Source organism: Streptomyces sp. NL15-2K (assembly GCF_030551255.1).
Taxonomy (GTDB): Bacteria; Actinomycetota; Actinomycetes; order Streptomycetales; family Streptomycetaceae; genus Streptomyces.
On sequence record NZ_CP130631.1, the window covers coordinates 1 to 24,881 of the forward strand.

Genomic DNA, 24,881 nt, shown 5'->3' on the forward strand with positions numbered 1-24,881 from the left:
CCCGGCCGCAGACGAGCCCACCGGGCCGGCCAGCCGATGGCTCACCCTGCCCGCATTGGACCGCCTCGTCTCCTACGACAGCCCCCGCCCCTGCGCCGTCCCGTGCACGCCACCGCCGATCGCCTGGCGGCACCGCCCACCGCCCGCGCCTCTCACCGCGCCCACCGCGCAGCGCGTCGCTCACCGGCTGCACGCGGCGACCGCACATCCCCGCCTCGCCGCGGCAGTCGCCGCCGCGCTGTTCACCGGCGCCTCCCTCCAGCAACTCGCCACCGCCCGCCCCCGCGACTACGACGACGCTGTGGCCACGCTCGCCCTGCACGACCGCGCCCGCTACACCGACGGCTGCGCCGCCCACCCCGTACCACCCTGGGCAGGCATCTTCCTGCGGGCTGCGGCCTGCTTCACCCGACTCGTCTCCGGCGAAGACCAGGAACTGCTCGCCGCGCCAGGTGACCGTGCGCACCTGCTGGGCGTTGCGGAGACGGCCAGACTGCGCCCGCCCCAGCCGCCCGCGGCCCGCCGCCAAGGCCCGGTCGGCCGTGTGGAGTGGGACTGGCGCGAGCGGCAGGAAGCTGAGAGGTACAAAGCGGTGCCGGCCAGTCGCGTCAGGCCCTAACGATGCTGAACACCCTGACGCGTTCGCTCGACAGGGCAGACTCAGCCGATCGAGAAGTCGGCGAACTCGACGTCGCTGAAAGCTACGTGCAGACCGTGGGCCCGGCGGCCCCCTTCGCGAAAGTAGGCGTGCCCCAGCGCACGGGCGAGTATCACCGTCTGCCGCTGCTCGCCCGCGCCGGCATCCCGAGCGGCGAACAGCTCCCGGGCCACCTCTCCCGGCAGGTCCTGGGTGATCCATCGCACCCGCGGATCGTCCGAAGACCCTGCTGGCGCGGCGAACCCGAATCGCGCCCTCGTGTGGAGGACGAACCCGTTAGCTTCGGCCTGTGCACGCCGACGGGCCCGTATTCGGGGCTGCCATCGGGCCAGGACCGCTTCCTCGATCGCCCGGACCTGCATCGGACCCGGCGGACGACGCGCTCCTGGCTTCTTCGTCACCCACCGCTGCACAGTGCGCTGCGACACCCCCAGCACGGCGGCGACCCTCCGGGTGGAACCCGGGTGCGCCGCTAGCAAAAATCGCAGGCGTGCCTCGGTGCTCGAAGGAACGGGGCGGGTGCGCAACGCGCGCTCCAATCCCTGCTCGATCTGTCCCACGTCCGTCTCTCCAAGCGGCCAGCCGGCAGGGCCAGCACCCCGCAGTCCGTAGCCAGTTCTGCCAGGTCATCTGCACCCGCCTGCCGTGTCCATGGGCGAACTCGTTGACGGTGCCCTCTGCTTTGGAGCGGACCACGTAGCGGCCTTCCGGCCGGGCCTTTGCTGATCGGTGCGGACGCGTACTTGCAGGTCGCGGAGTGCTCGCGGCGGGAAGCCCACGTTCCGGGCGCTTTCGCGGGAGGTTGTGCACCCGGTTCGGACCGGGCACGTGCGCGTTCACGTACGAGCCCGGCGTCCTTGAGCCGCCTCGCCACACACCGGGCGTAGCCGGGGCCAGCGCGAGATCGAACAGGCCGTCGGCACCATCGCCCTGGGTGAGGCGCTCACGGAAGTCGGCCAGCACGCTGTGGTGGAAGCCGGGATCATCCAGCTCCATGGCCAGGGCGTATGTGGAGTCGATGCGGCAGCGGACCGCCTCGGCGGCCTGCCGGTCCGACAGGTCGAGCAGGAACTGCAGGACGCAGACGGTGGCCAGTTGGGTGGGGGAGAGGTCCGGGCGCCCGTCGCGCGGGTACCAGTCGGCGAAGTCCTCATCGCACCGCAGCCCGTCCAGCCGGTCCCTGACCCACATCGCCGTCGTGCCGCCCGGGTTGCTCGCCCGCGCGGTCTGCACGGTCAAAGACGGGACTTGCTCACCGGAACGGGGGCGGAGGGACAACGGGTGCCTCGACAACTGCATTGGCCTTCGGAACAGCCTGAGCATGCCCGCTGATCAGGCTTCCGCACCGGGCAACTCCAAGATCCCCGGCAGAGTCAGGCCAAGGCACTCGATCAGGCGGCAGTGGGCAGCTGAGCGGCGGCGCAACCCGACGCCGGTCGGTGCGGTGACCGCGGCCACGGCGGGACGCCTGGGCCGACTCCGGCGACGGCAATCTGCGGCCTGGCCGCGCTGATCGCTCTGTTGTCCACCTGGGGCTCGGTGAGCCAGACACGGACCGAACCGCACATAGCCGAGCAGGCGCAGATCACCACCACTGATCACGCTACTCCCTCCAAGATCCACGTCCCCGGGCTGTCGGTCCGATCCTTCACCCGTTAGGCAGGATGGGCGCCATGACCGAGATTCGCACTCCCCGCCTCATCTTTCGTCGCTGGTATGACGACGACCTCGCCTGAATGTGAGGGGTCGAGAGCGACCACGGAGGTCGGGTTGTCCGGGAAGGCGGCGTCCACGTCGCGGCTGAACTTCCGCTGCAGGGCCGGGCGGATTGCCATGCCCGGTGTGCAGGTGACATAAGTGCGGGGCACCGGGCCCCAGCCGTCGCGGGTAGTGGCTCGTCACGCAGCCTGGGCCGGGGTTGCGGTCCGTTGACGTAGGTGAGTCAGCGGCGAACCTGGTCTTCGGCTCAGCACGGGCGTTGCACCAGCAGCGCCGCCATCACCCTGCCGACGCGGTTTCCGTGGCGTGTCGCGCGCGGAAGGAGTGCGCTGGACAGCCCAACCAGGAAGAGGCGGGTCAAGGGCGGTGGCCGCGTCGTAGACGTTGACGAGAGGCTGGACGGCGTCTGCATACGTGGTGAGCCGGAAGGCCGACTGGGATTTGCCCAGACCCAGAGGGTTGCCTTCGTGGATGCGGGCGGCGTCGCCTCTCTCCGCGTCAGGCGGCGCGGATCGCGGTCATCGATCAGTAGGAGCGTCGGCTGCGGCGACCGGCGAGATGATCACGAGCATCGCCCGGGCGGCGCCGGAGACGCTGCGCAGGACGTGCTCGTCGGCGGAGTCGAAGTCGATGGTGTCGCCGGCGCTCAGCGTCCACCGTTTCGTGCCGATGCTGAGCTCGACGGCTCCTTCCAGCATGAAGATGCACTCGGTGCCGGGGTGTGATGAAGGGGGCGTCTTCGTCCCAAGGGCAATGTCCACCAGGACGATCTGGACGATGCCTGGGTCGGCCTGGGTGAGCAGCGGCCGGTAGGCGACTCCCGCGGCGGGTGGGTGCGGGCGGGCGACGCTGTGCCGCACGGTGAGGGAACCGGGCTGGTGCTCACCCACGAGTTCGCCCAGTGTCACGTTGTACGCCTGCGTCAGTTGGAGGAGGACACCGAGCGAGGGAACGCGTTCCCCTCGCTCGATACGCGACAGGTGCGCGGGAGACACACCACTCGCCGTGGCGACAGTGGTCAGGCTTAGGCCGCGGTTCCGGCGGTGCTCCGCGATCGTCCGGGCGGCGAGCTCCTCCAGATCCTCCGCCTGCGCGTGCGACATCGATCTCCCTCAGACCTGGCTCGGATGGTAATGTTGCCTATTGGCAAAAAAACATGGGGCAAGCCCATGATAGTGCGACCCAGCCGGGTGAACGCTGATACCTACCCGGCGGGCGCCCGGCAGCGGTAAGGATCATCGCGATGGATACGACGACATGTGACGAGGTGGCCGACGAGCCGTGGCGCGGCGAAGTCCTGTCCATCTACGTTGCCGAGTACGCCGGAGTGGAGATGCACGCGCTGCCGGCGGCGCGTCTGGTGGCGGGCGTGGGCGTGGCCGACGACAGATACGCGCTCGGTCACGGTCACTACTCGTATATGTGGCACCCGGACCGTCAGCTCACGCTCATCTCGCAGGAGGTGATCGACGAGGTCTCGCGGGCCATCGGTGAGCCGGTGGACGGGATGGAGCTGCGTCGCAACATCGTGACCCGTGGCGTCCCCCTCAACTCGCTGGTCGGGAGGTGCTTCGCAATCGGCGAGACGATCGTCTACGGAGGCCGGCTCAACGTGCCCTGCCGATATCTCGAGCGTCTGATCGACAAGAAGGTGTTTGAGCCGCTTCTCGGCCGGTCAGGGCTCAACTGCCGGATTCTGCGCGGAGGTACCGTTCGTCCTGGGGACGTCGTGCGACCGCTTCGCCCAGGAGAGGACTCCACGATCGAGGCGCCCGCCACCGAGCCAGTAGAGATCGACGGGGCTTCCGAATGAGCGTGCGCTTGTTGATGGCCGCTCGGCTTGAGGCGGATGCGTGGCCGGCGCGGGGGGTACGCGAACTCACCGTCGTTCCCGTCCACCGTGAGACGTTCCCGCGTTTCGTTCCCGGCGACCATGTCCACATCCAGCATGGGAACGGAACGAGGCGCGACTACTCGCTCATCGGACCCGCGGACGACCCCTCGTGCTACCGGATCGCCATCCGTAGGGACGATGACGGTCGCGGCGGTTCCGTCCTGTTCCACGAGGAACTAGAGGTCGGCGACCTGCTGTTCGTGTCCTACCCGCAAAGTGGTATGCGGATCGACCGCACCGCATCGCACCACGTGTTCGTCGCCGGCGGGATCGGAGTGACCGCGATTCTGGGGCTGCTGGAGGGGCTGCCGCCTGGCGCGTCGAGCGAGATCCGGTACTGCGTACGGCACCGTGAGCACGCCGCGTATCTCGATGTACTGCAAGCGTCGGGCGCCGAGGTCATCCTGCACGAGTCGGCCGCGGGTGGCCGGCTCGACGTGCCGGCACTGACAGCCGGGCTGGCTGACGACGCGACTGTGTACTGCTGCGGTCCCGAGGCCCTTATGGCCGAGATGGCCGAGGCGGCCAGCCGCCTCCATCCGGACCGAGTGCGCTGCGAGAGCTTCACGGGGCGGGTGAGTGCACCCGGTGACAGGCTCGGTGACTCGTTCGAAGCCCGGCTGATGCTGTCGGAGCAAGTGATCCATGTCGCGGAGGACGAGTCGCTGCTCCAGGCCATGTTGCGTGAGAACGTGCCCGTCGACTACTCGTGCGAGGGCGGCGCCTGCGGCAGCTGCGTGCTCGAAGTGGTCGACGGGGAGATCGAGCATCGCGACCTGTGCCTGAGTGACGAGGAGCGCGGGCAGTCCATGGCCGCCTGCGTATCGCGTGGGAAGGGTGCCATCTCGGTGCAGGCCTGACCCACGTGACATAAGTGTGTTACCAGGTCGCAATGCTACGCAATCGGGCAGCAACAACGAGCCCCTAATTTGCCAATAGGCAAAGCAGGGGCTTCATCCTCGACGAACCTCCCGATTGGACGCACGATGACCGACACACTCCCGCCCCGGAGCAAGACCCGGGACCACTCACGAAGACTTCGGCGTACCGTCGCAGCCAGCACCGTCGGCAGCATCATCGAGTGGTACGACTTCATGTTGTACGGCACGGTCGCCGCACTGGTGTTCCCGACGCAGTTCTTCCCGTCGAGCGACCCGTTCGCCGCCACGATGCTCACCTTCTCGACCTTCTTCGTCGGCTTCGCGGCACGCCCGATCGGTGCGATCGTCTTCGGGCACCTCGGTGACCGGGCCGGGAGGAAGGCGGCTCTCATCAGCACGCTGGTGCTCATGGGGATCGGCACGGTCGGGGTCGGTCTCATCCCCGGCTACGACTCGATCGGATTCTGGGCACCCGTCCTTCTCGTACTGATGAGAGCCCTGCAGGGCATCGGTATGGGCGGCGAGTGGGGCGGTGCGGTGCTCATGGCCGCTGAATCGGGTGACTCGCGACGGCGCGGCTTTCGCATCGGGTTTCCCCAAGCCTCGGCCATGTTCGGTGTCGCGATGGCCAACACGGTGGTGCTCGTGGTCGGAAACGTCGCGGGCGACGCGTTCGTCAGCTGGGCGTGGCGGCTGCCCTTCCTGGCCAGCATCGTGCTTGTCGTCCTCGGGTTCTGGATGCGGAAAGGGATCGTGGAGACAGCGGACTTCGCCGTCGTCAAGGAAGCCGGAACGGTCCACCGCGCCCCGGTGCTCAGCGCCTTGCGGTCGCATCCCTGGGAGATCACGCTCGGTCTGTTCCTCAAGGTCGGCGAAATGGCCGCCGTGTTCGTCTTCATCACGTTCGTCTTCTCGTACGGCACCTCGGTGGGCAAGTTCGACCGCGAGCTGCTGCTTGCGCTTGTCGCCGGCGCGGCGATCATTTCCTCCCTCATCACGCCGCTCATGGGTGCGCTGGGCGACGCTTTCGGCCCCCGCCGGGTGTACCTGGTCGGCGCCGCGGGCATGGCCGTCATCTGCGTCGTCTACTTCGCGGCCATCAAGAGTGGGAACCCAGCCGCAGCGGCTCCGGTGATCCTGGTGTCTCTCGTGCCCTACGCGGCGATGTTCGCCAGCGAGGCTTCATTGATCACCGGACTGTTCCCTGCGCAGGTGCGTTACTCAGGTAGTTCCCTGGCCTTCAACCTCGCCGGGATCATCGGGGGCGGACCGGCGCCGCTCATCGCCACGGCGATTGCCGGCAGGTTCGACTCACCGTTCGCTTTGAGCGCCTACCTTCTGGTGACCGTGGGACTCGGCGTCACAGCGGTGATCTTGCTCGGCCGCAGGGAGGCCTCCCGTGTCTGAAAAGCGAAGCACCCCCGCCGAGGTGCTCGTCATCGCGCCGCGGGACGCGCCCTTCGTAGCGGGTTCAGCCGCTGACCCATCGGTTCACGAGGCCGCACTCGACGACATCGCAACTGCGGATCTGTTCGCCGACCTCGCCGACTCGCAGCACCCGCTGCTGCACCGCACGCTCGATCGGCTTCCGGTTGCCGGCGAGTGCGAGCCGCTGCCCCAGGTCGTGGCACTGACCATCGGATACATGTCGCGCTACCAGAGCGAGCTCGCCGCCGCGAGTGAACCGGTGGTCGTGTCCTCGCCATTGCTGGCGGTGCCGACTCTTCTTGCGGCGATCGCCCCGGACCGTTCCATCCTGCTGGTATACGCCGACTCACGACTCGCTTCGGCTGCCGACGTGCCCGGCGTCGCCGAGGAGGATGCCGGCCGCCTTCTCGTTGCGGGGCTCGAGGGCCCCGGGCCGTTCCGCCGCGCCGTGATCGAACGAGCAGAGGCGTTCGACGACGCTGCCATCCTGAGGCAGATCGAGGGGGTCGTCGCCGAATTCATGGCTTCGCATCGTGTTGGTGCGGTGGTGCTGGAATGCGGAGAAATGGCGAGCATCGCCAGCCGGTTGCGTGAGCGGATCACAGTGCCCGTGGTCGATTACCATCTTGTCATCGACTTCTTCCGGAGAGCGAGCAGAAAGGGGCCATCGACCGACGTCGCCTGAGTAGGTCCGGGGCGGTCAGGCTCACGGACCGGTGCCCGGCCCAGCTCTCCGCGTGGCCTGACTCGACGGTTTGGCAATCCACCGGCTTGTCACGGGGCCTTGGCCGGGTATTCGGTCCACTGCCGGATCGGCGACTGTCGGATCTCCGACACCGTTCGCTCCTCCTCGACGGCCGGTTCGGCGCGGGCGTCTGCCGTGGCCCGGTGCTGGTAGTAGCCGGAGCGGGAGACGCCCAGGACCCGACAGATCCGCTTCACGCTGAAGGCGGCGCGGTTCTTGGAGACGAAGTCCCAGCGGCGGGGGCTCACTTCACCCACCGAGCGAAATAGGCGGCTGCCCGGCGCAGGATCTCACGCTCCAGCTGCCACTCCGTCTCCGCCAGTAGCCGGGCGTTCTGCGCCCGCAACCGGACCAGTTCCTCAGCCGGACTCCCGCCGGCCTCGCGGCGCTCGGTCAGTGCCTGGGACTCGTTTTCCTTGCGGACCCACGTCCTCAGCGACTCGTCGGTGATGCCGAGGTCCGCCGCGTATGTGCGCTCCCGCCCGGCCTCCAGCACCTCTCGAAGGGCGGCCACCACCCGCTCATCCGCACGCCCCAGGACGGACCGCGGCCGGATGGCCCGGTGGTCCACCAGCCCCCACACCCCTTCCCAGCGGTAACGGGCCCGCATCCGCCGCACTGTCACCGCGCTGGTCGACATCCCCGCCGCCGACAGCTCCGCCGCCTTCGCCTCCTCCCGCTGCGCCAGCGTCCGGTCTGCGGGTCATACTCCGCCCGCGGCGGACCTGCCGCACCGGACCCGCCCGGCCGCCCCGTCTCCACCTCCCGCACATGCCGCTCCCAGACAAGCGCCCGTTCCCGCACCGCCTCGGGCAAGGACTCCAGCCAGCCCAGCGGCGGCACCCCGGACACTCCCGGCGCATCCAGGACTTTGAACCCCGCATCGGCGAACAGCAGCGACAGCAAAACCGGCCGCTACCTCACCGTCCTCGGCGACCAGCCGCACCTGACCGTCAGTAAGGGCCGCCACCGTCCAGGTACGTCCCCCCCAACCGCACCTGGCACCCCAGCTCCACCACCGGCCTGCCCGGCATCCCGCTGCCCGCCCTCACTTTGCCGCCTGCGCCCACACCGGCATCCGCTCATGCATCGCCGCCCCCAGGTCCGCCGCCAGCCGTCCCGCCCATAGGGCATGGAACAGCGCGGGAAGCACTACCAGCGGATCCCCGATCCTGCGTACGCCCTCCCACAGCGGCGCGGGCTCGGCGAACGCCTCCTGCAGTGCCGCAGCCAGCAACTGACCACCGTGGTGCCGCGGGTGCCGGTATCCGGCCAGCCAGGTCATATTGCGCCGGTAGACCGAATCGACAGGCCCGAGCACCCAGTACCGCCAGCCCGCCGCCGTACAGATTTTGTGGCGTACCTGTCGTGCAGGCTAATTGATCTTGGTTGTGACCTGCTGTTGCTCAGCTGTACTGAGTGGTACGTCTGTATTCCAGGGGAGGATTACGCCGGGCCGAGGCGTTGGCGATGGGCGATACGTGGGTTGAGCTGGCCGTGTTGCTCTGCGCAGTGAGCTGAGCGTCATGCCAGCTTTTGCGCAGTGTGGTCGGCGCGCCTGTAGGCAGGGGGAGTTGGCGGCTGTTCCCGGCTGGTGCAAGCGGGTTGTTCAGCGGGCGTACAGGCGTTGCCAGAGCAGGTCGTGGTCGGCGGGTGCGAGGCGGGGCAGCCGGAGGCGGTCGGCCAGGCGGTGGAGGAAGGCGGTCTGCTGCGCGCGTGTCAGGGGGTGCGAGGGCAGGCGGTCAAGGGCAGCGGCGAGGATGAGGGTCTCGGGGTGGATGACCAGGCTCCGGCAGGTCAGAGCTGGGGAGGCCGGGCCTGGAGGGATGTGGGGGTTGGCGTTGGTGAGGCGGTCAAGGCGTGTGAGCCACCGCTGGTGCAGGTGCTGTTGGTGGTCGTACCAGCGTGTCGTGATCGTCGATGCCCAGCTCAGGGAGGCCGTCGTCGCGCGGCGGGCTGTGGGGCGGGGCCGGGTGAGCTCGGGGACAGGGCGGATGTCGAGCGGGGCGGGCTGCCGGGAGTCGCTGGAAGCCTGCTGGTGGCGGGTGCAGATCATGATCCGGGGCGAGTTGGACACTGGGTGGATCCACGCGAGGGCGGCTTGGTGCGGGCTGCGGCGGATGGTGCAGGCGGTGCACGCCGGTAGCGGCTGCACGGCGGGCGGGACGGGCTGCCAGCGGGCGATGGCGGCGCGGGCCATGCCGATGGAGGCGGGTGGGGGCTGACGGGCCAGCGCGCGGGCGAGGTGTGCGGGCGGGATGCGGGTGAAGGCGGACAGGCGGTGAGCGGCTTCGGCGCTGAGGTGGATGTCGGTGGCGGGCGGGGACGCGAAGGTACCGGTGGTGGCGATGTTCAGGCCGTCGAGGAGCTGGGCGGCGGTCAGTTGGTAGGTGCCTGCGAGGCGGGTGAGGTAGGAGGCTGCTGACTCGCGGGGCAGGGGCCTGGTCCGCAGGGCGCCGGGCTGGGACGGCCACATCGTGCGTGCCCGCACCACAGGGCTGCTCCAGGCGTGCGCGGTCACCGGCTGCTGGGTCGGGTGCGGCGGCTCGTCGGGGTTCGGGGCCGGTAGTGCTCCTCGGCGAGGTGGTCCAGCGCGATGGAGTCCAGCAGTGTCTTGGTGATGCGTTCTTGGCCGTCGAGGATGGCTTCGATGGCCGCCTGGCGGATGAGGCGGGAGAGGCTGCCGATGCGTCCAGCGGTCCGTTCGTGCAGGTAGGGGGCGAGCCTCGGCAGGCTGCCGGTGCGGTGGGCGTGCAGGTCGAGGGCCGCTTCCAGCGCGGCGATGAGTTCACGGAACGGCTCGCGTGATCCGGCGCGGGCGGGCAGTGCCCCGCAGTCGATGAGTGAGGCGCGTCCGGCCAGTTGCGCGCCGCGGACCCCGCTGAAGACGGTGCTGGTGGTGACGTCGATGCCCGCGTACACGAACGTGGCGCCGACGCGCTCGGTGAGGTCCTTGAGCCAGTCGGCGGCCTCCGCTCCGCTGGAGCTGCGGGGGTTGAGCCGGTGGATCTCGTCGATCAGCACCAGTTTCACTCCGGCCGCGGTGTAGGTGTGGCAGACGGCGGTCGTGATCTGCGCGGTGGTCATGCGGGTGGTGACGGGGATACCGAGATAGCGGGCGAACTCGCAGGCCAGGGTCTTGGCGGTGGCGCCGGGCGGAACCAGCACATACGCCACGGGCACGCTGGTGTCGCCCGGGGCGGCGCGGCGGGTGTGGGCCAGGTGGCAGGTCCGGCCGACCTCGAGCAGGGCGGTGGTCTTGCCGGTGGTGGCCGGCCCGGTGACGATCAGGGACGGTCGGGCGGTGACGCTCTGGCTGCGGCCGAGGATCATCAGCGTGCGCACGTTGCGCGAGAGGCTTTCGATGGCCGGGGTACGCACGGTGACGAACTGCGAGTGGTAGGCCAGGCGTTCCTCCAACGAGCGTGCCGGCTGGCCCGGTTGCGGGGGAGCGGGCGGGGCGGTGTGGGCGAACCGGGCGAACGCATCGAACGTGGTGACCGTCCCGGGGGAGGCATCCTCGGCGGCGGGCGTGGTGTGGGGGCTGGTGGTCACCAGTGCTCGGCCTCCTCAAAGGCGTCATACAGCGCGTAGCGGCCCACAGGCGGGGAGAGCTCCTCGCCCTCGGCGAGGTGCCCGTCAGCGTCAGGGGAGTGGGCTTCGAGAGCGTCGAGACTGTCCTCGGCCCGTATGTCGTCATCTGCCGTCTGCACCGTGCTTGTCGCCGCCGCGTGGCGCGCCGCTGCTGCGGAGGGTGTGCCGGTGCCGGGCAGGGGGCGGGCCCGCCGCAGGACCTGGTCGGCTGCTTCGGCCAGGTCGGCCTCGTGCCGCTCGCGGTCTGCGCGCTGGTGGAGGGTGCCGCGGATGTGGCGCCAGGCGGTCTCGCTCATCGGGGCATGGACGTGGTCGCGGTGGATCCACGGGATCTCGTGCAGGCGTCCGTCGGGCAGGCGGATGTAGACCTGCCGCACGTCGTGCGGGTTGAGGTGGACCTCCCACTTGCCGCCGGGATGGGTGGGACAGAGCCGGCCGCGGTGCTCGTTCAGGATGGCGTGGTCGTAGGTGCGGTAGTTGATACGGATGCCCCGGCCGGTGACGGGGTTGAAGCGCACGGGCAGCAGTTCCGTGTAGTCGGCCCCGGTCAGCGGCAGCGGCACGTACCCGGAGGTGCCCAGCAGTGCGCTCCACATCTCGTTCGGGGCCAGCGCCTTCTTCGGCAGGACCGGGTGGCGCAGCCCGTCGTGGGGGCGGTGCTGCCAGCACGCGGTGACCCACTCATCCAGCAGCTCCTGCAGCTGAGCCACGGTGAAGTGCGCCTCGTCCTCCACCGCGTGACCGCGCTCGAGGACGTGGGAGCCGGTGTAACCGGCGACGTGCTGCGCGAACAGCGAGTTGATACTCCCGAACGTCCGCTCGACGGCACCCTTGGCGGCCGGCGAGCGCGGCGGGGCGGGCTGCACACTGACGCCCAGGGTCTCGCAGGCGGCCAGGAACGCGGCGGAGACGAACACCCGCCCACGGTCGATGATGATCGTCTCGGGCACCACCACCGGCCGCGCCGCTGCCTGCTCCAGGCGCGCATCGAGAGCGAGCAGCCGGTCGTAGGGGATGGCCGCATGGGCCAAGTGCAGATGTTCGGGCCAGCCGGGCCGCGCCGGGTGGGGCACGGCCATCTCCGCCAGCAGCAGGGCCGCGTCCACCGCCTGGGTGCTCTCCTCGCGCAGCACGGCCGCCACCACCGACCGCGTCGCCACATCCAGGGCGATGGTCAGCTCCGGGCGTACCGGGCGGCCGTCCTCGCCCACGGCCATCACATCCAGCCGGGTGGTGTCGACCTGCACCAGCTCGCCCGGCCGCAGCGCCATCGTCGGCGTGAACGGTCGCGTCGGCGTGGTGGTGGCGGTGCGGGCGGGGCGGCCGGGATGCTCCAGCGGGTCGGCCAGTACCCGCACCAGCCGGTTGAACGTCGACGGCGCAGGCAGCGCTACGGCGCCCGGCCCGTGGGTGTCGGCCAGGATCTGCCCGGTCAGCTGTCGCAGCCCCTTCAGCGTGCCCTTGGACCGGCCGCGCTGGCGGCGCAGCGCCTCCAGCACGGCGGCCACCACCCGCTCATCAGCTCGCCCCGTCGCACGGGCCGGCCTGTGGCGGGGGATCAGCCCCATCAGACCGTGGGCGCGGTAGCGGGCGCGCATGCGGCGCACGGTGGCCCGGCTGACCTTCGGCCAGCCCAGCCGGGCGAGTTCTTCGGCCTTGGCCTGCTCCCGCTCGGCCATCGACGTGCGCTGCGGGTCGTACTCGGGCCGCGGCATCCCGCTGCTTGCCGGGCCGTCGGGCAGCCCGGTCTCGATCTCGCGGATGTGCCGCTGCCAGGCCAGGGCCCGCTCTCGCTCCCGCTCGGGCACCGTCTCCAGCAGCCCCCACGGCGGCACGGCGGCGGCCGGGGAGCCCGCCACGGTGAACGTGAGGTCGGCGAAGAGGAACGAGGCCAGCATCGACGCGGTCTGCCCCTGCTCGTCGACCAGCGTCACCGACGCCCCCATCAGGGCGACCACCTGCCAGGGCCGGCTCTGGAAAGTCACATACGCGCCCAGCTTCACCTGCCTGCTGCTGCCGGCGGCCACGGGGCGGCCCGGGCGGGCGGGCGCGCTCACCACTGCCCGGCCTCCGCCTGCGCGTCCCACACCGACCAGCCTGGCCCCTTCTCGCTTGCCCGGCGTCCCTGCACGGACACCTCCGCCACGCCCGGGCCCTCCGTCAAGGACCAAGCCTGCGTGGCCGCTTCGGTCTCTGCGCGCTGCTCGGCTGTGCCGGAGTCGTCGACCGGTGACGTCGGCTGGTTTCCGGGCCGGCGGGTGCGGGCGGTGACCGTCTGCGCGGTGCGCTGGTGCACGGTGGCGTCGAAGGGCCGCAGGCTGAGGGTGCTGTCCGTCCAGGCCAGCGGGTGCAGGTCTCCGTCGGGCAGCCGGATGTGCACCTGCCGCACGTCGTAGGGGTGGTGGTGCACCTCCCACCGGCCGTCGTCCGTGGTGGGGCAGGACCGCCCACGGTGCTCATCCAGACAGGTGGCGTCGTAGCGGCGCCGCCCCAGCCGGATGCCCGCCTCGGTGACCGCATGCCGCCCCGCGGGCAGCAGTTCGGCGAAGTGCCGGGCCCCCAGCGGCAGCGGCACCACTCCGGCGGCACCCAGCAGCACCTGCCACATCTCATCCGGGCTCAGCACCGCCCGGGGCATCAGCGGGTGCCGCAACGCCTCCTGGGGGCGGGTGTGCCACACGGCGGTGATCCACTCATCCAGCACATCCTGCAGGTGCAGCATGCTCAGCACGGCTTGCGGCGGCTGCCCCAGGCCGTCATCGCCGGGCCCGGCCGGCCGGGCGGCGGCGGCCACCCCGGCGGCATGCCGGGTGAACAGCCCGGCGAGCACCCGGACGGTTTCCGCAACCGCCCGGCCCCCCTGCCGCGCCGAGACGGCCTCCAGGCTGACACCGAGGCTTTCGCACACGCTGAGCAACCAGGACCCGGCGGCGGCTGTCGCCGGATCGAAGACCAGCGTCTCGGGGACGGCCACCGGCCGCACCGCCGCCGCCTCCAGGCGCGCCTCCACACCCATCAGCCGCCCCGGAAGCGACTCGTGCGCTGTGCGCAGCATCTCCCGCCAGCCAGGACGCACGACGCGGGGCACGGCCATCTCGGCCAGCAGCACCGGCAACTGCAGGGGCACCGCCTGCCGGCCGTGCACCACGGCGGCCAGCACACAGCCCGTGGCCCCGTCCACCGCCGCGGTCACCGACACCGCCACCGCACGGCCGTCCTCACCCACCACCGGCACACCCAGTGCAGCGGTGGCGACATGGACCCGCTCCGCAGGCCGCAACGCAGGCGGCGCACCGCCCAGCCGGTACCGGCCGGTGGCGGTCCGCGCCGGGCTGCCCGGCGGCTCGGCCGGATCCGCCAGTGCCTTCACCAGCCGGTACAGCGACGCCTTCGCGGGCAGCTTCACCCGCCCCGGACCGTGCCGGTCCGCCACGATCTGTTCCGCCAGCTCGATGATCTGCTTCACCGTGGTCGCCTTGCGGCCGCGACACAGGCGCAGCGCCTCCAAAACGGCGGCCACCACCCGCTCGTCCGCGCGCCCCGTGCCTGACCGGCCGCGCAGGGACCGCCGGTCCACCAGAGCGAGCAGCCCCTGGCGGTGGTAGGCCAGCCGCATCCGCTGCACGGTCGCCCGGCTGACCCTCGTCCAGCCCAGCGCGGCCAACTCTGCCGCTTTGGCGTGCTCGCGCTCGGCGAGCGTGAACCGCTGCGGGTCGTACGCCTCCCGCACCTTGCCGCCGCTGCCCGGCCCGCCAGGCAGCCCGGTCTCGATCTCGCGGATGTGCCGCTGCCACGCAAGAGCCTGCTCGCGGGCCGCCACCGGCAGCGCCGCCCACGTCTCGGCCGCCGGAAACTGAGGATCGGCCTGCCCGACGATCCTGAAGCCGCGAGCGGTCACCAGACGGGCTGCCAGCACACACCCCGTGGCCCCGTCATCGGCGGCCAGATACACCCGCCCGTCGACCAGACCGCTCACCTGCCAGGTGCGGCCCTCGAACTCGACCCGCGCACCCACCCCAACACCCCGCCCATCAGGGGCGGTTGATTCGTGCCTGCTCAACGTGCCTGCTGCTCCCGCTCGCTGCCGTCCGCGGCCGGATCGGACGGGCCGGGGCAGACGAGGGTGTGCCCGCCCAGCGGCCGGGTCAGGTCCGCGGTCAACCGCCCGCTCCACAACGCGTGGTAGAGCACCGGCAGCGTGCTCAGGACCTCACCCGCCGCCGCGGCCCCCGCCATCAAAGCCCGCGGGGCGGCGAACGCCTCCAGCACCGCCTGTTCCAGCCCGCCCGCATCGCGGTAGCGGGGATGGCGGTAGCCGGCCAGCCACCGCACGTTCGCCGCCACCACCGCATCCGGCGCCAGCAGCCGCCGGTAGGTGAACCCCACCGCCGCACACGCCGCCCCCAGCACCGCGGCCGCGCGCGCGGCACGATCCCCGGCGGGCCCGGTGCTCGCGGGACAGTCAGCCACGAGAGCACGCCCGTCGGCGTAGCGGGCGAACACCTGCGGCACCCACGTCAGCACGCGCCCGGTGCCGGGATCACGCCAGATCAGCCGCACCGGCCGCGCCGACAACCCCACCACCTGCGGATCACGGTCCAAAATCATCAGCTGCATGCACATCGCCTGCGACCCGTGCGGTACGTGACCGCTGGTGGTGGCCGACCACCACCAGCCCGGTCCCCACCTGCGCCCGGGCACCACCGGGAAGGCCGCCACCGGCTGGAACTGCTCGAACCGAACGGCCGCGGCGGCCTCGACCCAGCGGCGTTGCACGAGAGTGCCGTCCCCCTCGGTGAACTCTGCCTCCACCGCACCCGGTTCCGGCACCCGGTAGGCACTGCCCGCGACGGCAGGTAAGCCGTCTTGGCTGCTGTCGATGATCACGTGCTCCACACAACGTCATACCGGCCATGGCGCGCAGGAGAACCGGCCAGTAACTCCAACTGCCTTGCCGCGAGAACCGGTTGTCCTGTGCGGGGGCCAGGATGCCGCCTGGGGCGCGCTGGTGTCAGTGCGCATCTCTGCACTTTCCCGTCCGGGCCGCCAGGTGAGCAGGCGCCGGATCGGCTGCGCCGCTATCCCAGAGACGACAGCACCCATCCCGAGTCGTCTTCGCCGGAACCGAACCGGATCAGGGCGCCGGACGGCATCGCCGCACCGCGCGCGAGCGTGTCGACGAAGGCGTCTGCGAACGCGTTGACCTGCTCGCGCCCCGCACCCTGGTCGTCATCGCGGACACCGGAGTCGAGCCACAGGTGGTCGCGGTGCCCCGTGACCTTCAGCATGATCTTGAACGTTTCGTGGTGGTAGTGCGGATCGCTCACGGCGACGCCCACGACGGTGTCACCGCGCACCAGGTTGTCACCGACGCGTACCCACACATCGCGTTTGGCCACTGCTCCCCACTTCCCCCGCCCGGCCGCATCAGCAGCCTGAGCGTAGCCGTCTCGGGCCCGCCTCTGGCTGAGCCGGAGAGTCGGCCCACCAAGGAAAGACTCAGTCTGCGGCTTTCATGCTGACCCTTTGCAGCCCGGGGCCTGGCGGCGGCCGGGGTCAGGAGTGGCGGAAGCCGCGGTCGGGGTCGCGGGCCTGACTGGGGCGGAAGGGCACGAACCAGTCCGCAGCGGCCAGGTTGGCAAGCCCGAGGGCCTGGTTGATGTCGTTGCCGCTGTCCTCGATCCCGTCCAGGGACGCGTCGAACAGCATCAGTACGTCGTGGTCCTCGAACAGGACGGTCGAGCACCAGGCCCAGTCGAAGTCGCGCCGGTCTTCACCCAGACCCTCCACTGTTTCCGCGACCAGGCGCGGCCGGTTCCGCGTCAGCGACTTGGCCCGGTCGATGCCCAGGTGCAGGGCCATCTCCTCGCCGGTGCACAGCGGGCGGACGGTGCCCGTCTCGGCGAGTTCGGCGGCCAGGTCGTCGAAACAGCGGGCCATTTGCCGCCGCCACTGCTGGTCCTGGTGAAAGGTGATCGGCGGCAGCGAGCCCAGGACACGGCCCTCGCCGCGCCCAGCAGGCGCATCCCCCACATCGGCGACGTCCTGCCAGATCTGCTCGGACAACTCCTCGAGCGCCACCCGCAGCACCGCACCTGTCCGCGCGGTGAGCTCGTCCTCCTCGCCGTCCTCGTACCAGCCGTCGTCCTCGTCGTCGTCTTCGTCCCACGCCGCCGGCTGGCCGTGGCGAGCGAGGGAGCGCAGACGGCTGCGCACGCGCTGCGCGGCCTGTTCGGGAGCGGCCAGGGCATTGTCGATGATCTGCAGTTCGTCGGAGAACTCCTGGGCGCTCAGCAGCATGCCGGCCTCGGCGAGCAGAGCGGAACCCGCGTCCGTGCAGGCGTTCTTGGCGGGCAGGACCACGGCGAAGTAGTTGTCCGTCAGCCGGTCGATGACAGAGGCCACCACCCCCGCGACGACCACAGGGTCGGCGAAGGCTTCCTCCACGTGCAGCCGGTCGACGACGAGAACACTGGAGGCCGACTCGATGAACTCCTCGAACTCGTAGGTGAACCGGCCGTCCTCGTCCAGGAGCTGGGCGGCCACCAGGGCGGGGAAGGACTGCTCGTCTGCCATCCGCTCGCGCAGATTGTCGGACTTCCAGTACAGGCCCCTTACGGCCGTCAGGCTTCCCACCGGTGTGCCGGCCGCGGTGATGCGCACCTGCCACTCCTGCACTCCCTGCGCGGCAGGATCCAGCAACTGGTGGGTGTGGTGGAAGTCGAGCGCCAGCTGGGCAAGGTCCGCCCCCGCCGCCGCCGGACCCGGATGAGTACTCAACGTGCTCCCTCGGCGCCGGTCCCCGGGCCGCTGCCTACCTGCGGCCCCGCCTCAGCCTAGTGGCCACACGCAGCAGTCCTCCCGCAACATGGCATCACCCATCCTCCCGGGGAGACCGGCCAGATCCTTTCTGCGGCCGGGGCTGCGGCGTACGGCGGCTGACACACACCACACCGGCCGCCGATCGCGTCACTCCTCATCCTGGCCCGCGGTGATGATCTCTGCCAGCTCATGAACGGGCAGGCGTGACCAGGCGGCCACCTCGTCCAGCGCCACCCCGGCGGCGACAGCCGCAGCGGCGGTGTCCACCAAGGCCTGGTCGATCAGGGCGGCACTGTGGCTGAGGTGCTCCAGCAGCGTGCGGGCCACCTCGGCAGTGGTGCCGCTGTGTACGCCCCGTAGCTGCTCCAGCTGCTCCCGCGCCTCGCCGATCATCTGCTGTATCTGGAAACGGTGTTCGGCGCTCACTGTGGCCCGCCACCGGGTGCCCGAGCCGCCCGACTGCTGCTCGGCCGCCATCACGCGCAGCTGGCAGGCCATCGTGGCGGGCTGCTGTTCCCGCTGCAGCCGCCATGGATCGTCCCTCCACCCGGTCGGCCCGCCTTCACCGCGCCGCTGACGGATGACAGCGCCCATCCAGGTGAGCAGCGGCCCGCCGTAGTCCACCGCCGACAGCGGGCCCAGCCAGTTGCGTCCCACCCGCTCGCCCAGCCGGCGGCAGAACGCCCCGTCGGCGGGCAGCGGCCGCGGCCGCCCGGCGCCGCTGTCCCTCCACACCAGCTCGGCCATGGCCGGGTCCAGCAGCGCGTCGGCCACGGCCACCACCTCCGGGAAGGTGACCGGGTCCCGGCCCACGATCCGCCACCGCTGAAGATCCGTGCCCGCGTTGCCTCCAGCCACCCGGTGCAGCCTGTGCGGCCAGATCTCCTCCTGCTCCCAGTGCAGGGCCTCCTCCCACCACCGGGCCACGACCGCGTGCGCCAGGGCGAACACCTGACCGGGCTCCGCCGCGGCCCGCACCGCACGGCGTGCCACCCCCGTCCACTGCCGCTGCGCGACGACCACCTCCGGGACACCGCGCAGGTTGAGGTGTTCCAGCGGCTGGTCGGCGTCCGCGTCCAGCAGCCAGCGTCCGTGCCGGACACATACTCGCTGCCAGCGCGGCAGATACCGCACCGCCCGCAGTGCCTGCCCGGTGCGCCGCGCGGTGCACAACCGGCAGCCGAACGCTGCTTCTCCCGCCACCGTGCCCGCCGCCCGCCACCGCGCCTGCGCCAGGGCGGCCTCCCGCCCGGTACTGATCTTGGGGTCGTCCACGGTGAAGGCGGGCAAAGCGCGCGCCAGCACCGCCGGTTCCACGCCGCACAGCTCGGCGAGCACACCCCGCCCGGCTTCGTTGAGCACGACCTCTGCGTCGGCTCGCACGCCGCCGTCGTGCGGGGTGGGGGAGTTGCGGCACGTCCATAGCCGCAGCACGCTGGCGGCCGCCAGACCGTAGCGGTCCGCAACCCGGTTGATCAGTGACGCGGTCAGCTCCCCGGCCAGCGGCACGGTCCGCAACACCCCTGCTGCCACAGCTCTCCCCGATGCCTGTCCTGATTCCTGTCCAGCGCCCTGACCGGCTACAGCTCGAACTCGAGGTCGAGGAGGTCGGTGAGTTCGACTTCGAGGCCCTGGGCGCGGCGGCCGTTGTCGCGGAAGTAGACCTCGCCCAGGGCCTCGGCGGCGATCTGGCGGAGCTCGTCCTCGGTGAGACCGGCCTCCTGGGCCTGGAAGAGACGGGCAGCGTGGCCGGGCGGCAGCGCGAGGGTGAGGTGACGCACGCGGGCGTCGTCGGTGCTGCCGGGGGCCGCGGTGTAGCCGAACCGGGCCTGGACATCGATCATGATGCCGCCGGTGGTGGCCGCGGCCTGCTTCGCCCTGGCCCTGACCTGTGGCTGCCAGCGCACGCGAACCTCACGTTGGAGGCGTTCGGCGAGCTCCGGCCGGGGCTTTTTGATCTGGTTCTTCACATACCGCTCGACGGTGCGCTGGCTGATGCCGAGCAGCTCGGCCACGCGCCGGGTACTGCGCTGATGCTGCCGGACCAGGTAACGCATCTGCGCCCCGGCCGACTTGGGGACAGGACGTGTGAACGCGCCCTGCACCGCCTTGTCGAGTTCGTCCCCGACCGTGACCATCGCCGTAACGCTCCCTATTCTCCGGTGTCCTTGGCGGTGACCTCGCCGGTCTTGATGTAGCGGGCGAGGTTGGCGGTCTTGCCGTCGGCGTCGAGCTGCTCGAGGACATCCGCACCCCACAGCACGCTCTGGGTGCCCTCGTGCTTGACCATCCCCGGCGACACCCCCAGCCGGAACGAGCCCGGCACGGTCTTGCCGTTGCTGTCGTAGGGCAGGACGTCCAGGGGGCTGGGGCCGTCGGATGCGTACACGGCGCAGTCGGACAGGACCGCGACCGGATACTGCCCCGTGGCAGCCGCCAGATGGAGCATCTTGCGGTGCATGTTGATGCGGGCCCGGGAGATGACGGCGGCGCGGATGTCCGGCCGCCAGGTCGGACGGGCCAGTGCGGGCCAGGCCTGCCCCGGCTTCCAGCCGCCGCCGCGCGCTTTCTCCCGCAGCTTGCCGATGCCGCCCTTGACGGTCATCTTCACGGCGTCCACGACGATCGCCATTTCCTGGTCACGCTGCTTGTAGCCGTCCATCGCCGTCAGGAACTCGTGCGGGGGCAGCTTCTCCGCTACGCCCAGGTCCGCCATGGTGGCGACGTAGGCGTCGCGCAGCCGCTTGTACCAGCCGTCCAGGAACCGGCCGCTCTCGGGACGCACCCAGGCCTGAAGCGGCGCGACGTCGTAGCCGAGTTCGACGGCGTAGGCGACCGTCGGGGTGGCGTACCAGGCCGGACCCTCGGGCCGTTCACCGGTCGGCGTGAACGGGCTGGGCAGCAACTCGCCGTCGAGCTCGCGCCACTGCTTGCTGACCTGCACCCGGGCGAGGTCGACGTGGGAGAGGTCGACCAGCCAGGAGCCGGGCACCGCCGCATCGAAGTCCGGCTGGGTGACATGCACGGGCGGCGAGGCCAGACCGACGACGGCGCCGTTGGCGGCCGCACCGAAGGCGAGGTTCACATCCAGGCCGACGAGGCAGCGCTTCATGCACTCGTCATCAGTCAGGTCCCGCGCCCAGTCGTAGGCCTCCTCGAACAGCCTCTCGCCGGGCCCGCGCACGTGGAAGCGGGGCAGGTGGGCCAGGACGGGGTGTCCGTCGGTCGCCTCGCACGGCGCCGGGTCCATCGGCTTGGTTCCCAGCGATCCGGGCCGGTGCTCGGCGTGCCGCTTTCCGGTCTCGTCCGGCTCGCTCGCGCGGGTCGGCGGGCTGAGCGCGGTCATCAGCTGCAGCCCCGTCACAGCGGTGGAGCCGACCGGCGTCATCACCCGGGCCGCGTACACGCCTAGCACCCGGGCGAGCTCTGCGGGCTCCAACTGCGCGGCATGTCCCCAGGCGCGGTCGTCCAGGGCACGCCACGAGGGGATGCACAGCTGCACACACTGCCGACGGCTGCCCTGGGCGGGGCGGTAGATCCGCGCCCACGGCCCGAACCCGCGCTTGGTCAGCTGCCAGTCGGCGCGCTCAAGCTGCCTGATGACCTTGTGCCCCTCCGGGAGCCGCCCGGCGAGCCGCTCGGACTCCGACAGGGCAGCGGGCAGCCCGTAGCGTTCACACGCGGCCTCGGTGAGCACCAGCAGCGGGTCGGCGTCCTTGCCCGAACCGTGCAGCCTCTCCGCCCCTAGCTGCGCCTTGGCCAGTGTCCACTCCACCAGCGCGGGCAGTGACTTGGCGGGCACGTCCAGGATCAGACCGCCGATGCCGTAGCCGCTCACCCGCCGGTCGGAGTCGGCGTCGAGGACGAGCAGCGGGCCGTGCGCGTACGCACCCCCGGATACCGGGGTGGCCGCGGGGGCAGCTTTCTTCATGCCCGGGCGGCGCGAGGCGTGCGGCGTTTGGACGGCACGCGGACGCGCCACGGCCGCCGGTGCGGCAGCAGCCGCGGGGGGAGCGGACGGGGACTTGTCGGCCCCGGCCGTGGCCTCCGGTGCCCCGGCCGGGGGCTGAGCCTGCGCTGCGGACGCCTGCGTGGTGAGAGTCTGCGGCCTCGCGGTCTCCTCCTGCGGGGCACTGGCGTCCTCGGGGGCGGGGTAGAGCTGCGCGAGCTGCTTCAGCAGGCGCGCGTACGCCTCCCGCTCCGGCGGCCGGGGCTCAGCCTTGCCCGACTCCCAGCCGCCGACGGTCGCCCGCCGCACGCCCAGGGCGGCGGCCACCTCATCCAGGGTGAGCGCGTGAGCCTGGCGAAGCCGCCTGCGCTCCGCAGGTGGCGGCAGCGGGGACCGGGACGCGACCAGCGCGTCCACCGCATCGAACAACTCGGACATGGGATACCTCCGCCCTTCAACCTACCCCACGAACCGCTCTGGCCGCGTACCTTTCGCGTACATTTCACGTACGGACGGCGTGCGAATGGTAGGGTCCGCGAATCAAGGGAGGCTTTTCAACGACGGCCTCACAGCCGGTTCCGTCCCGGCTTCCCCCTGGCACCGCCCGCTTCGGATCGAGGAAGAGCTGCATGACTGTGGTGGAACTGCCGCGCTTCGGCCGCCCCGAGCGCTCACGGCTCTTCCCCGACCAGGCCGAGGCAGTCAAGCGCCTGGTACGGCATCTGCGGCGCGCGGGCACCCGCGGGCTGTATGTGTCAGCGACGGGGACCGGCAAGACGCTGGTGTCGGTGCGGGTGACGGACGGGCTCGGTGCGCGGCTGGTGCTGTTCGTGGTGCCCACCCTGGACCTGGCGGCACAGACCGCACTGGCATGGCGCTGGGACGATCACCTGGAGCACATGGTGATCGTCTCCTCCCTGGACGCCGCCGGCCGGGAGGATCTGGTGGCCGCCCGCGTCATGTCGACCAGCGACCCCCACGCGCTGGGCGGGCTGATGTCGGTGGTGGGGGAGGGGGACGACCAGATCCCCGCGCTGACGGTGATCTGCACCTACGACTCTCTGGACAAGATCGAACAGACCCAGCGCACGGGGTACGCGGTGCCGCCGTTCGACCTGGCGGTCATGGACGAGGCACACCGGATCGCGGGCCGGGCCGACAAGAAGTGGGCCATCGCCAACGACGCCCAGCGCATCCGCGCTGACCGCCGCCTCTACATGACCGCCACCCCAAGGATCTTCGCCGCGCCGGAACTCGCCGAATCCGCCGACGTCACCCGCCCACGCCGCAGGCGCCAAAGTGAGACGGACGTGGACGCGTTCGCCAACAGCATGGACAACGAGGCCGCCTACGGAAGGAAGGTCTTCGAGTACCCGCTCGCCCAAGCCGTCGAGGACGGTCGGGCGGCGGACTACCGCATCGTGGTGCCCACCCTCACCGACGCCGACCTGCGCCGCCGCCTGAACCTCCCCACCCCAGCCACCCCCCCTGCGGATAACGGCGACGGCGACCGGCCGGACAGTGCGCTGCGCACCACCGCCCTGCACCTGTCCGTCCTGCGCGCCATGACCGAGCACCGGCTGAAAAAGGTCCTGGTCTACTTCAACCTCGTCTCCGACGCCCGCCGCTTCGCCCGCGAACTGCCCCACACCCTGCTCCTGCTGGCCAGGACCGACCCCGGCCTCGTCCCGGACATCACCCCCGAGCTGTTCTTCGCCCACGGCGAGCACACCCCCGCCCAACGCGCCGACACCTTCGCGGCCTTCGCGGCCGCCGACTGCGCGATCCTGGCCAACTCCCGCCTGATCGCCGAGGGCGTCGACATCCCCAGCGTGGATGCCATCGTCTTCGCCGACCCCACCCGCAGCGTCATCCGCTGCGTCCAGGCCCTCGGCCGCGCCCTGCGCCTGGACGTGTCCGGCAAGACCGCGAGCCTCATCGTCCCCGTCTACGTCCCGCCCGGCGCCGACGGCGAGAACATCCTCGGCACCGCCTACGAGCCGGTGTGGGCGATCGCCTGCGCGCTGGCCAGCCACGACCACCGCATCCTCGAGCGCCTCCCGGACAAGGCCAACCGCCTGCCGAAGGAGACCAGCGACGTCATCCAGCGCCGCTGGCACTTCGACTTCACCGTCCACCCCGAACGCATCGCCCAAGCGATGGATCTGGCGTCCTTCGACCCCCGAGACCCGGCCGTCTCCCGCTCCCGCCGCCTGGGGCTGGCAGCCGCCCAGTCCTATCGCGACGAACACGGCCACCTCGACGTCCCCGCCGACTACACCGACCCCACCGGCTACCGGCTCGGCACCTTCATCACCACCATGCGCGACGCCCGGACCGCCGGCCGCCTCGAAGCCGACTGGACCGCTGAACTCGACGCTCTCGGCATGATCTGGGACAAGCACGACGCCGCCTGGCGCGCCCGCCTCGCCGCCGCCGCCGACTACCTGCGCACCCACGGCCACCTCGCCGCCCCCGCCACCACCCCCGTCGGCGCCTGGCTCGCCGAACAACGCCACCTCGCCACCAAGAACACCCTCGATGCCGCACGCGCCGACGCCCTCACCGCCCTCGCCCCCGACTGGCGCCTCCCGCACGGCGCGGACTGGCACCGCAAATACCACCTGCTGCGCACCCACCTCGCCTCCGGCGCCGACCCGGCCGCCCTCACCCGCGACACCCTCCTGGCAGGGGTGAAAATCGGCTCCTGGCTCCACCGCCAACTGACCACCTGGCTCGCCCTCCACCCCGGCCAGCAGCACCTCATGACCGCTCTCGGCCTCACCCCCGACACCAACCCCCTCGCCCCGGCCCGCCGCACCCGCCGCACCTTCGAACAGACCGTCCAGCTCCTGGAACTCTTCCTCCACCGCGAAGGCCGCGCCCCCACAGCCCGCGAGACCATCCGCGTCGACGGCGACACCGTCAAGATCGGCGCCTGGCTCGCCAAAGCCCGTACCAAACACCGCACCGGCCAGCTCCCCGGAGCCCACGCACGCCTGGTCGCCGCCCTCTTCGACGGGGACTGGACGGCCGAGGACGCCGTCCCGGCCGTCCTGGTGTAGGAGGCTTCACGGCTCGACTGCGGGAAGAGCAGTCAAGCCAAGAGGCGGCCGGTCAGGACCGGTTGGACCGACGGCGTCTCGTGCCTGGCGGACGGCCGCGGTACCTGGTGCGCCGGGCGGTTATCG

General features: G+C 71.1%; 21 protein-coding genes and 2 pseudogenes. 6 read left to right on the forward strand and 17 right to left on the reverse strand.

What is annotated here, in order from left to right:
- Positions 1-619: pseudogene (locus Q4V64_RS54330) on the forward strand (hypothetical protein); the annotation flags it as partial.
- 41 nt (positions 620-660) lie between these two features.
- Here Q4V64_RS54330 and Q4V64_RS54335 read toward each other — a convergent pair.
- The 4 genes from Q4V64_RS54335 to Q4V64_RS54355 form a co-directional block, all read right to left on the reverse strand.
- A complete protein-coding gene (locus tag Q4V64_RS54335) occupies positions 661-864 on the reverse strand; it encodes a terminal protein Tpg-like protein (protein WP_253267599.1) in 204 nt (67 codons plus the stop codon).
- Positions 865-934: 70 nt separating this feature from the next.
- Positions 935-1,981 (reverse strand): transposase, encoded by a 1,047-nt coding sequence (locus tag Q4V64_RS56000; RefSeq protein ID WP_348540835.1) that lies wholly within the window; start codon positions 1,979-1,981, stop codon positions 935-937.
- Positions 1,982-2,556: 575 nt separating this feature from the next.
- A complete protein-coding gene (locus Q4V64_RS54350; protein ID WP_348540854.1) occupies positions 2,557-2,850 on the reverse strand; it encodes an alpha/beta hydrolase domain-containing protein in 294 nt (97 codons plus the stop codon).
- A 45-nt stretch (positions 2,851-2,895) separates the two neighbouring features.
- The gene (locus Q4V64_RS54355) at positions 2,896-3,480 is read right to left on the reverse strand and encodes an XRE family transcriptional regulator (RefSeq protein WP_124445876.1); all 585 of its coding nucleotides are present in this window, start codon (positions 3,478-3,480) and stop codon (positions 2,896-2,898) included.
- A gap of 140 nt (positions 3,481-3,620) precedes the next feature.
- On the opposite strand from Q4V64_RS54355, the gene Q4V64_RS54360 reads away from it, so the two are divergent.
- The 4 genes from Q4V64_RS54360 to Q4V64_RS54375 all read left to right on the forward strand — a co-directional run bounded on the left by Q4V64_RS54360 (position 3,621) and on the right by Q4V64_RS54375 (position 7,265).
- Positions 3,621-4,190 (forward strand): MOSC domain-containing protein, encoded by a 570-nt coding sequence (locus Q4V64_RS54360; RefSeq protein WP_124445877.1) that lies wholly within the window; start codon positions 3,621-3,623, stop codon positions 4,188-4,190.
- A 14-nt stretch (positions 4,191-4,204) separates the two neighbouring features.
- Entirely contained in the window at positions 4,205-5,131 is a 927-nt protein-coding gene (locus Q4V64_RS54365) for a PDR/VanB family oxidoreductase (RefSeq protein WP_172629660.1), read from the forward strand.
- A gap of 126 nt (positions 5,132-5,257) precedes the next feature.
- On the forward strand, positions 5,258-6,559 hold the full coding sequence (locus tag Q4V64_RS54370; RefSeq protein ID WP_124445879.1) for an MFS transporter: 1,302 nt from the start codon (positions 5,258-5,260) through the stop codon (positions 6,557-6,559).
- On the forward strand, positions 6,552-7,265 hold the full coding sequence (locus Q4V64_RS54375) for a hypothetical protein (protein ID WP_124445880.1): 714 nt from the start codon (positions 6,552-6,554) through the stop codon (positions 7,263-7,265). The genes Q4V64_RS54370 and Q4V64_RS54375 overlap by 8 nt, the downstream gene beginning before the upstream one ends.
- Before the next feature lie 89 nt (positions 7,266-7,354).
- Here the strand turns inward: Q4V64_RS54375 and Q4V64_RS54380 are convergent, their stop codons facing one another.
- The 13 genes and pseudogenes from Q4V64_RS54380 to Q4V64_RS54440 form a co-directional block, all read right to left on the reverse strand.
- Positions 7,355-7,573 carry a hypothetical protein gene (locus Q4V64_RS54380; RefSeq protein WP_148100447.1) on the reverse strand — a complete coding sequence of 73 codons (219 nt, stop codon included), beginning with the start codon at positions 7,571-7,573 and terminating at the stop codon, positions 7,355-7,357.
- Positions 7,570-7,935 (reverse strand): transposase, encoded by a 366-nt coding sequence (locus tag Q4V64_RS54385; protein WP_216377776.1) that lies wholly within the window; start codon positions 7,933-7,935, stop codon positions 7,570-7,572. The genes Q4V64_RS54380 and Q4V64_RS54385 overlap by 4 nt, the downstream gene beginning before the upstream one ends.
- 438 nt (positions 7,936-8,373) lie before the next feature.
- A pseudogene (locus Q4V64_RS54390) lies at positions 8,374-8,679 on the reverse strand (TnsA-like heteromeric transposase endonuclease subunit); the annotation flags it as partial.
- Positions 8,680-8,934: 255 nt separating this feature from the next.
- Positions 8,935-9,846 (reverse strand): TniQ family protein, encoded by a 912-nt coding sequence (locus Q4V64_RS54395; RefSeq protein ID WP_253267593.1) that lies wholly within the window; start codon positions 9,844-9,846, stop codon positions 8,935-8,937.
- Positions 9,843-10,880 (reverse strand): TniB family NTP-binding protein, encoded by a 1,038-nt coding sequence (locus tag Q4V64_RS54400; RefSeq protein ID WP_172629661.1) that lies wholly within the window; start codon positions 10,878-10,880, stop codon positions 9,843-9,845. The genes Q4V64_RS54395 and Q4V64_RS54400 overlap by 4 nt, the downstream gene beginning before the upstream one ends.
- Positions 10,877-12,979, reverse strand: coding sequence for a helix-turn-helix domain-containing protein (locus tag Q4V64_RS54405; RefSeq protein WP_124445884.1), 2,103 nt, complete (start codon positions 12,977-12,979; stop codon positions 10,877-10,879). The genes Q4V64_RS54400 and Q4V64_RS54405 overlap by 4 nt, the downstream gene beginning before the upstream one ends.
- Positions 12,973-14,934: a transposase gene (locus Q4V64_RS54410; protein WP_124445885.1), complete on the reverse strand. Its 1,962-nt coding sequence runs from the start codon at positions 14,932-14,934 to the stop codon at positions 12,973-12,975. Before Q4V64_RS54410 ends, Q4V64_RS54405 begins: the two co-directional genes overlap by 7 nt.
- Before the next feature lie 41 nt (positions 14,935-14,975).
- The gene (locus Q4V64_RS54415; RefSeq protein WP_253267594.1) at positions 14,976-15,806 is read right to left on the reverse strand and encodes a TnsA-like heteromeric transposase endonuclease subunit; all 831 of its coding nucleotides are present in this window, start codon (positions 15,804-15,806) and stop codon (positions 14,976-14,978) included.
- Positions 15,807-15,997: 191 nt separating this feature from the next.
- Complete coding sequence (locus tag Q4V64_RS54420; protein WP_124445887.1) at positions 15,998-16,318, reverse strand: hypothetical protein; 321 nt, start codon at positions 16,316-16,318, stop codon at positions 15,998-16,000.
- A gap of 157 nt (positions 16,319-16,475) precedes the next feature.
- Positions 16,476-17,699 (reverse strand): hypothetical protein, encoded by a 1,224-nt coding sequence (locus Q4V64_RS54425; protein WP_124445888.1) that lies wholly within the window; start codon positions 17,697-17,699, stop codon positions 16,476-16,478.
- 189 nt (positions 17,700-17,888) lie between these two features.
- Positions 17,889-19,274, reverse strand: a complete 1,386-nt coding sequence (locus Q4V64_RS54430; protein WP_253267595.1) for a TniQ family protein — start codon at positions 19,272-19,274, stop codon at positions 17,889-17,891.
- A 47-nt stretch (positions 19,275-19,321) separates the two neighbouring features.
- The gene (locus Q4V64_RS54435; protein WP_124445889.1) at positions 19,322-19,879 is read right to left on the reverse strand and encodes an XRE family transcriptional regulator; all 558 of its coding nucleotides are present in this window, start codon (positions 19,877-19,879) and stop codon (positions 19,322-19,324) included.
- A gap of 14 nt (positions 19,880-19,893) precedes the next feature.
- Positions 19,894-22,128, reverse strand: a complete 2,235-nt coding sequence (locus Q4V64_RS54440; RefSeq protein ID WP_124445890.1) for a helix-turn-helix transcriptional regulator — start codon at positions 22,126-22,128, stop codon at positions 19,894-19,896.
- Between the two features lie 191 nt (positions 22,129-22,319).
- On the opposite strand from Q4V64_RS54440, the gene Q4V64_RS54445 reads away from it, so the two are divergent.
- Positions 22,320-24,755 (forward strand): DEAD/DEAH box helicase, encoded by a 2,436-nt coding sequence (locus Q4V64_RS54445; protein ID WP_124445891.1) that lies wholly within the window; start codon positions 22,320-22,322, stop codon positions 24,753-24,755.
- Positions 24,756-24,881: the final 126 nt, after the last annotated feature.

Excerpts from the sequence above, each read along its gene's own strand:
- Q4V64_RS56000 (WP_348540835.1), bottom strand. The coding sequence starts at position 1,981 with ATGCTCAGGCTGTTCCGAAGGCCAATGCAGTTGTCGAGGCACCCGTTG.
- Q4V64_RS54355 (WP_124445876.1), bottom strand. The coding sequence starts at position 3,480 with ATGTCGCACGCGCAGGCGGAGGATCTGGAGGAGCTCGCCGCCCGGACG.
- Q4V64_RS54360 (WP_124445877.1), top strand. The coding sequence starts at position 3,621 with ATGGATACGACGACATGTGACGAGGTGGCCGACGAGCCGTGGCGCGGC.
- Q4V64_RS54365 (WP_172629660.1), top strand. The coding sequence starts at position 4,205 with ATGGCCGCTCGGCTTGAGGCGGATGCGTGGCCGGCGCGGGGGGTACGC.
- Q4V64_RS54370 (WP_124445879.1), top strand. The coding sequence starts at position 5,258 with ATGACCGACACACTCCCGCCCCGGAGCAAGACCCGGGACCACTCACGA.
- Q4V64_RS54385 (WP_216377776.1), bottom strand. The coding sequence starts at position 7,935 with ATGCGGGCCCGTTACCGCTGGGAAGGGGTGTGGGGGCTGGTGGACCAC.
- Q4V64_RS54435 (WP_124445889.1), bottom strand. The coding sequence starts at position 19,879 with ATGGTCACGGTCGGGGACGAACTCGACAAGGCGGTGCAGGGCGCGTTC.
- Q4V64_RS54440 (WP_124445890.1), bottom strand. The coding sequence starts at position 22,128 with ATGTCCGAGTTGTTCGATGCGGTGGACGCGCTGGTCGCGTCCCGGTCC.
- Q4V64_RS54445 (WP_124445891.1), top strand. The coding sequence starts at position 22,320 with ATGACTGTGGTGGAACTGCCGCGCTTCGGCCGCCCCGAGCGCTCACGG.